This window comes from Streptomyces sp. NPDC054961 (genome assembly GCF_053609145.1).
In genome coordinates, this window is sequence record NZ_JBSGWY010000047.1 from 55283 (window position 1) to 62700 (window position 7418).

The window sequence follows — 7418 nt, forward strand, 5'->3', positions numbered from 1 at the left end:
CGCGCGCGCGCGCGCGCGCGCGCGGGCGCGCGCGCCCCCCGCCCCCCCCGCGCCCCCCCCCCCCCCCCCCCCGCGCCCCCCCCGGCGGGGGCGGGCCCCCCCCCCCCCCCTCGTCCGTGGGTGCCGGTTCAGCCCTTGCTGATCTCCCAGAAGCGGAAGACGGTCGAGGGGTCCAGGGACCACTGCAGGCCGGTCACGTTTCGGCGGGTGACGGCGTACTGCTTGCTCTGCCAGAGCGGGAGGATCGGGACCTCGTCGGCGACGATGTCCTGCAGGCGGCCGTAGTCGGTGGCGGCGGCGCTGCGGTCGGCCTTCGCGGAGGTCGCCGGGATGATCGTCCCGGTGATCTCCTTGTTGTCGTAGTTGTTGTGCAGGACGTTGTCCGGGCCGAAGAACGGCTGGGTGAAGTTGTCGGCGTCCGGGTAGTCGGGCACCCAGCCCTTCACGTAGACGCCGTACTTGCCGTCGGCGACGTCCTTCTCGTACTGATCGGACTCGACGGACTTGACGTCGGCCTCGAAGAGGCCGCTGTCGTTGAGCTGCTTGGCGATCAGCTGGAATTCCTGCTCCGTGGACGGGCCGAAGCGCGAGGGCGTCGAGTACAAGGTGATCTTGACCTTGTCCTTGATGCCGGCGGCGTGCAGGACGGCCTTGGCCTTCGCGGGCTGGGGGCTGCCGCCGTAGCGGTCGAAGAAGGCGGTGGTGTGCGAGGCGATGCCGGCCGGGACGATCGAGTACAGCGAGGTGGCCGTGCCGTCGTAGACCTCCTTGACGAGGGCTTCGCGGTCGACGAGGTAGGCGATGGCCTTGCGGACGGGGAGCTTCCCCACGACCGGGTCGTTCATGTTGAAGACGAGGTGTTCGACTTCGGCGCCGGAGCCCTGGACGACCTCGACCTTCTGGTCGCCGGTCTTGGAGGCGAGGCCGGCGATGTCCTTGGCGGCGAGGCCGCGGAAGGCGAAGTCGACGTCTCCGCTTTCGAGGACCTTCCTGAGGGCGGCCTGGTCCTGGTCGAAGAACTTCATGGTGACGCCGCTGTTCTTCGGCTTCGCCTTGCCGTTGTAGGACTCGTTGACGGAGAAGCCGGCGCTCTTCTCGTTGATGGAGTCCAGCTTGTAGACGCCCGAGCCGATGGCCTTGCCGTCCGTGCGGAGCTTGTCGGCGGGGTACTCGGCGTGGTCGACGATGGAGCCGGCGCCCGAAGCGATCTTGCTCGGGAACGTCGCGTCGGAGTACTTGAGGTGGAAGATGACCGTCTTGTCGTCGGGGGCGTCGATGGAGCCGATCGACGCGAGCATGACGGCGGGGCCGTTCTCGTCGTTGATCTTCAGGGTCCGCTCGAAGGAGTACTTGACGTCCTTCGAGGTCAGGCTGTTGCCGTTGCTGAACTTCAGGCCGCCGCGCAGGGTGCACTTGAACACCTTGCTGTCCGCGCCCTCGAAGCCGCAGGACTGCGCGGCGTCGGGCTCGGGAGTGGTGCCGCCCTTGGGGAAGGCGAGCAGGGACTGGAAGACGTTGTTGAAGAGCAGCCACGAGCCGGAGTCGTAGCCCGAGGCGGGGTCGGTGGACTTCACCTTGTCGGATATGCCCATGATGACGCCCTTGCCGCTGCCGGCGTTCGAGCCATCCGTCGACCCGCAACCGCTGAGCAGCGCGGCGGCGGTGGCCGCACCGAGCGGGGCTGCCAACCACTGGTTACGTCTCATCACGCGAACGTCCTTCACAGTCTTACTGGCTCGTTTGGTTTCTGGTTCCGGCCCACGGTGTCCGCTGCCGGGCGTCGTGCTGGTCAGCCGCTGACGCCGCGGCCGAGTTCCCACAGCTGGAGGTCGGAGATGGCATTGACGGACCACTCCACCCCGGTGATCCCGTCGCGTGCGGCGACGTACTGCTTGCCCTGCCACAGGGGCAGGACGGGGACGTCGTCGGCGACGATGTCCTGCATCTCCGTGATCGCGGGGACGGCGACGCTTCGGTCGACGGCCCGGCGGGACTCGGGGATGAGCCTGGTGCGCACCGAGGTGTTGGCGTAGGGCGTGCCCAGGAAGTTGTCCTGCTCCAGGAACGGGGCGAGGAAGTTGTCGGCGTCGGGATAGTCGGGGAACCAGCCGAGCCCGTAGGCCGCGTAGTCGCCCTTCTTCTGCGCGGGCCGGAAGTCGGCCCAGTCGGCGCCCTGGACGGTGATGTCGAAGAGCTGGGTCGAGTTCAGCTGGGCCTTGAGGGCTTCGAACTCGGCCGCGGTGCCGTCGCCGTAGTGGTCGTTGGTGTAGTTGAGGGTCAGCTTGACCGGGGTCTTGATCCCGGCGTTCTTCAGGAGGTCGGCGGCCTTGGCGGTGTTGGCTTCGCCGTACTTGTTGAAGAACGAGTTGACGTGGCCGGTCAGGGTGGTGGGGACCAGCGAGTACAGGGGCTGCGCGGACTTCCCGTAGACCTTGGCGATGACGGCGTTGCGGTCGACGGCGGCCGCGAGGGCCTGGCGGACGGCCTTGTCCTTGACGGTGGGGGCGTCCGTGTTGAAGGCGAGGTAGCGGATTTCCAGGCCGGGCATCGGGAAGAGCTTGACGCCCTTGGGGGGCTTGGCGGAGAGCTCGGCGATCCGGGCGGGCGACAGGGTGCGGGAGACCACGTGGATGGTTCCGCTTTCCAGGGCCTTGCCCATGGCGTCGGAGTCTTCGAAGGCGCGCAGTTCGGCCTTGTCGTTCTGCAGCTTGAGGTCACCCTTGTAGTGGGGGTTCTTGCTGAAGACGGCGCGGACGAGCCGGTTGTCCTTGACTTCGGCCTTCATCGTGTACGGGCCCGAGCCGTCGACGGAGAAGCCGGCGCGGAGCTTCTTGGCGTCGTACTTCTTGGCGCTGACGATGCCCGCGGCGGGGGTGGAGAGCTTGTGCGGGAAGGTGGCGTCGGGGGTCTTGAGGTGGAAGACGACGGTGTCGGGGCTCTTGGCCTCGACGGTGTCGATGGTGGAGAGCAGCGAGGAGGGGCCGTTCTCGTCCTTGATGGCGCGGACCCGGTCGATGGAGAACTTGACGTCCTGGGCGGTGAGCGGGTCTCCGTCGGCGAACGTGAGGCCGGGGCGCAGGGTGCAGCGGTAGCTCTCGTTGCCGGTGTCGGTGAAGCGGCAGTCGGAGGCCGCTTCGGGGACGGGCTGGCCGCCGCCGCGGGGGGTGTGCATCAGCGTCTGGACGGTCTGGCGGAGGATGTTCCAGCTGCCGGCGTCATAGGCGTAGGCGGGGTCGAGCGGGGCGGGGGCGAAGTCGGCTGCCTCGAACCGGTCGGTGGTTCCGACGATGATCGCCCCGGTTCCCGCTGCTCCTCCGCTGGTGCTGCCGCATGCGGTCAGCGCGGGGGTGAGCAGTGCGGCGGCGGCCGTCAGCACCATGGTCTTGCGGTTCATGCTGGAAGTACTCCCTCGACCCGGCACTTGTTCAAAGCGGCGTGGAGGGCATGTGCGACGGTCGCCCGTTCTGGGCGGAACGATCGGGCCGGTGGTGTGACGATCGGTCCACGCGGTTCCGGAACAGGGGTGTGTGTCCGGGACGGCTGAGGTGCGGCGCTATGCCCGGATCGACATTAGTGGCCTGAGCAGGGTTGGCTTGAACCGGTCGGAGCGGGGGCGTCATCGCACCGTTATGGGAGCGGACGGGGGGTGAGCGCCGGGCCGTTCGCAGATTCGGTCAGGTGCTGATCAATGCGGACACAAGGGGTGGCCGACGGGGGGCCGGAGTGGTGCGAACGGGGCCTTGTGGGTGACAAAGGTCACCCGGGACAACTGCCCCGGGAGGGATGGAATTTCGGCCTCCGGGGAATTGCGCGAAAGATCCGTCCGCGGGACCGGGGTCCCACGGGCGGATCGCCCGGTACGCAGCGTGCGCGGTCAGTTCAGCGGAGTGATGAGGGAGCGCAGGAAGGGCAGGTCCACGTCCTCGAGGGAGCGCACGACGGTCCGGCCGGGAGCGGGCTCGATGTGGCCGACCGAGGGCACGGCGACGACGCGGCAGCCGGCGGCCTCGGCGGCGGCCACGCCGGTGGCGGTGTCCTCGATGACGGCGCAGCGCGAGGGGTGCGCGCCGAGGGTGCGGGCGGCCAGGAGGTAGGGGTCGGGGTGCGGCTTGGTCCGGGGGACGTCGTCGCCCGCGACGGTGAGGTGGAAGCGGTCGCGGCCGAGGGTGAGCAGCACCTGGTCGATGATGCGCCGGTGGGAGGCGGAGACGAGGGCGGTGGGCACGTTGTGCCGGGCGAGCTCGGTGAGCAGCCGTTCGGCGCCGGGCATGAGGGGGACGCGGTCGGCGATGCGGGCCTCGAAGCGTTCGTTGAGCAGGACGCTGAGTTCGGCGAGGCCGATGGAGGCGCCGGTGGAGGCGATGAGGAATCCGGCGCTGCGGGTCATGGGGCCGCCGACCACGACGTCCCGCCAGGATTCGTCGAGGCGGTGGCCGAGCGCGGCGAAGACGTCGACCTCGATCTCCCACCAGAATCCCTCGGTGTCGACGAGGGTGCCGTCCATGTCGAGCAGCACCGCCTGCAGGGCGTGTCCGTCGGCCGTACGGGCGACGGGGGCGGGGACTGTGCTCGTCATGCGCGCACCTCTCTGGTGGTCCCGGGGGGGACGAGAAGGCCGGTCACCTCACCTCCGGGGGCGTGCCCGGGGGAACAGGTGACCGGCCTGTATGGGACCGACTAGTGTACGCCGGTCCGTCTCATCGTGCGTTGAAATACTTCGCTTCGGGGTGGTGGATGACGATGGCGTCCGTGGACTGCTCCGGGTGGAGCTGGAACTCCTCGGAGAGGTGGACGCCGATCCGCTCGGGCTGGAGGAGGTCGGCGATCTTGGCGCGGTCCTCCAGGTCGGGGCAGGCGCCGTAGCCCAGGGAGAAGCGGGCGCCGCGGTACTTGAGGTCGAACATGTCCTCGACCTTGGAGGGGTCCTCGCCGCCGAATCCGAGTTCGGCGCGGACCCGGGCGTGCCAGTACTCGGCCATGGCCTCGGCGAGCTGGACGGACAGGCCGTGGAGTTCGAGGTAGTCGCGGTAGGAGTCGGAGGCGAACAGCTTGGCCGTGGCCTCGCCGATCTTCGAGCCGACGGTGACGACCTGGAGGCCGACGACGTCGGTCTCGCCGGATTCCTCGGGGCGGAAGAAGTCGGCGAGGCACAGGCGGCGGCCGCGGCGCTGGCGGGGGAAGGTGAAGCGGGTCCGCTCGTTGCCGGCGTCGTCGAGGATGATCAGGTCCTCGCCCTTGGACACGCAGGGGAAGTAGCCGTAGACGACGGCGGCCTCGAGGAGGTTCTCGGTGTGGAGCTTGTCGAGGAGGCCGCGCAGGCGGGGCCGGCCCTCGGACTCCACGAGTTCCTCGTACGTCGCTCCCCCGGCGCGGGCCTGCTTGAGGCCCCACTGGCCCTTGAAGAGGGCGCCCTCGTCCAGCCAGGAGGCGTAGTCCTTGAGCGGGATGCCCTTGACGACGCGGGTGCCCCAGAACGGCGGGGTGGGGACCGGATTGTCGATGGAGGTGTCGGAGCGGCCGCCGGGCTCCTGCGGCTCCTCGACCTCGAGGACGGGGGTGTCCCGCTTGGCCACGCGGCGCTGCTTGAGTTCGGGGAGGCTGGCTCCGGGGACCCCGCGCTTGACGGCGATGAGGGCGTCCATGAGGCGCAGGCCTTCGAAGGCGTCGCGGGCGTAGCGGACTTCGCCCTCGTAGATCTCGTGGAGGTCCTGTTCGACGTAGGCGCGGGTGAGGGCGGCGCCGCCGAGGATGACGGGGTAGTCGGCGGCCAGCTTGCGCTGGTTGAGCTCCTCGAGGTTCTCCTTCATGATCACGGTGGATTTCACGAGGAGGCCGGACATGCCGATGACGTCGGCCTTGTGTTCCTGCGCGGCTTCGAGGATCGCGGAGACCGGCTGCTTGATGCCGATGTTGACGACGTTGTAGCCGTTGTTGGTCAGGATGATGTCGACGAGGTTCTTGCCGATGTCGTGGACGTCGCCGCGGACGGTGGCGAGGACGATGGTGCCCTTGCCGTCGTCGTCGCTCTTCTCCATGTGCGGCTCGAGGTGGGCCACGGCGCTCTTCATGACCTCGGCGGACTGCAGCACGAAGGGGAGCTGCATCTGGCCGGATCCGAAGAGTTCACCGACGACCTTCATGCCCTCCAGGAGGGTGTCGTTGACGATGTCCAGGGCCGGGCGGGTCAGCAGGGCCTCGTCGAGGTCGGCGCCCAGGCCGTTCTTCTCACCGTCGATGATCCGGCGCTGCAGCCGCTCGTCGAGCGGCAGGGCGAGGAGTTCCTCGGCCCGGCCGTCCTTCATCGACTTCGTGTTGACGCCCTCGAAGAGGGCCATGAGCTTTTGCAGCGGGTCGTACCCCTCCGCGCGCCGGTCGTAGACCAGGTCGAGGGCGGTGGTGACCTGCTCCTCGTTGAACCGGGCGATCGGCAGGATCTTGCTCGCGTGGACGATCGCCGAGTCCAGGCCCGCCTTGACGCACTCGTCGAGGAACACCGAGTTGAGCAGGACGCGGGCGGCCGGGTTGAGGCCGAAGGAGATGTTCGACAGGCCGAGGGTGGTCTGCACGTCCGGGCGGCGGCGCTTGAGCTCGCGGATGGCCTCGATGGTGGCGATGCCGTCGCCGCGGGACTCCTCCTGGCCGGTGCAGATGGTGAACGTCAGCGTGTCGATGAGGATGTCCGACTCGTGCACCCCCCAGTTCCCCGTCAGGTTGTCGATGAGCCGCTCGGCGATGGCGACCTTGTGCTCGGCGGTGCGGGCCTGGCCCTCCTCGTCGATGGTCAGCGCGATCAGCGCCGCGCCGTGCTCCTGCGCGAGGCGGGTGACCTGCGCGAAGCGGGACTCGGGTCCGTCGCCGTCCTCGTAGTTCACGGAGTTGATGACGGCGCGGCCGCCGAGCTTCTCCAGGCCGGCCCGCAGGACCGGGACCTCGGTGGAGTCCAGGACGATGGGCAGGGTGGAGGCGGTCGCGAAGCGGCCGGCGAGTTCCTTCATGTCGGCGACGCCGTCGCGGCCCACGTAGTCCACGCACAGGTCGAGCATGTGCGCGCCCTCGCGGATCTGGTCGCGGACCATCTCCACGCAGTCGTCCCAGCGGGCCTCCAGCATGGCGTCGCGGAACTTCTTCGAGCCGTTGGCGTTCGTCCGCTCGCCGATCGCCATGTAGGAGATGTCCTGGCGGAAGGGGACCGTCTGGTAGAGCGAGGAGGCGCCGGGCTCGGGGTTCGGCTCGCGCACGGTCGGATCCAGGCCGCGGACCCGTTCGACGACCTGGCGCAGGTGTTCGGGGGTGGTGCCGCAGCAGCCGCCGACGAGCGAGAGCCCGTACTCGCGGACGAAGGATTCCTGGGCGTCGGCGAGCTCGGGGGCGGAGAGCGGGTAGTGGGCGCCGTTCTTGCCGAGGACCGGGAGGCCGGC

The 7418-nt window shown here is 69.1% G+C and carries 4 protein-coding genes; all 4 read right to left on the reverse strand.

Translation table 11 applies throughout. The annotated features are described in order from the left end of the window. Positions 1-128: 128 nt before the first annotated feature. Complete coding sequence (locus ACWF9Z_RS31025; protein WP_453607632.1) at positions 129-1706, reverse strand: ABC transporter substrate-binding protein; 1578 nt, start codon at positions 1704-1706, stop codon at positions 129-131. A gap of 83 nt (positions 1707-1789) precedes the next feature. Then, positions 1790-3394 (reverse strand): ABC transporter substrate-binding protein, encoded by a 1605-nt coding sequence (locus ACWF9Z_RS31030; protein ID WP_453607635.1) that lies wholly within the window; start codon positions 3392-3394, stop codon positions 1790-1792. 480 nt (positions 3395-3874) lie between these two features. Further along, positions 3875-4576: an HAD family hydrolase gene (locus ACWF9Z_RS31035; RefSeq protein ID WP_453607637.1), complete on the reverse strand. Its 702-nt coding sequence runs from the start codon at positions 4574-4576 to the stop codon at positions 3875-3877. Between the two features lie 121 nt (positions 4577-4697). Next, the coding region (gene metH, locus ACWF9Z_RS31040; protein ID WP_453607640.1) for a methionine synthase at positions 4698-7418 on the reverse strand (2721 nt) is incomplete at its 5' end.

What these genes read in the sequence shown, in the direction of transcription:
- ACWF9Z_RS31035 (WP_453607637.1), bottom strand. Translation starts at nt 4,576, where the DNA reads ATGACGAGCACAGTCCCCGCCCCCGTCGCCCGTACGGCCGACGGACAC.
- ACWF9Z_RS31030 (WP_453607635.1), bottom strand. Translation starts at nt 3,394, where the DNA reads ATGAACCGCAAGACCATGGTGCTGACGGCCGCCGCCGCACTGCTCACC.
- ACWF9Z_RS31025 (WP_453607632.1), bottom strand. Translation starts at nt 1,706, where the DNA reads ATGAGACGTAACCAGTGGTTGGCAGCCCCGCTCGGTGCGGCCACCGCC.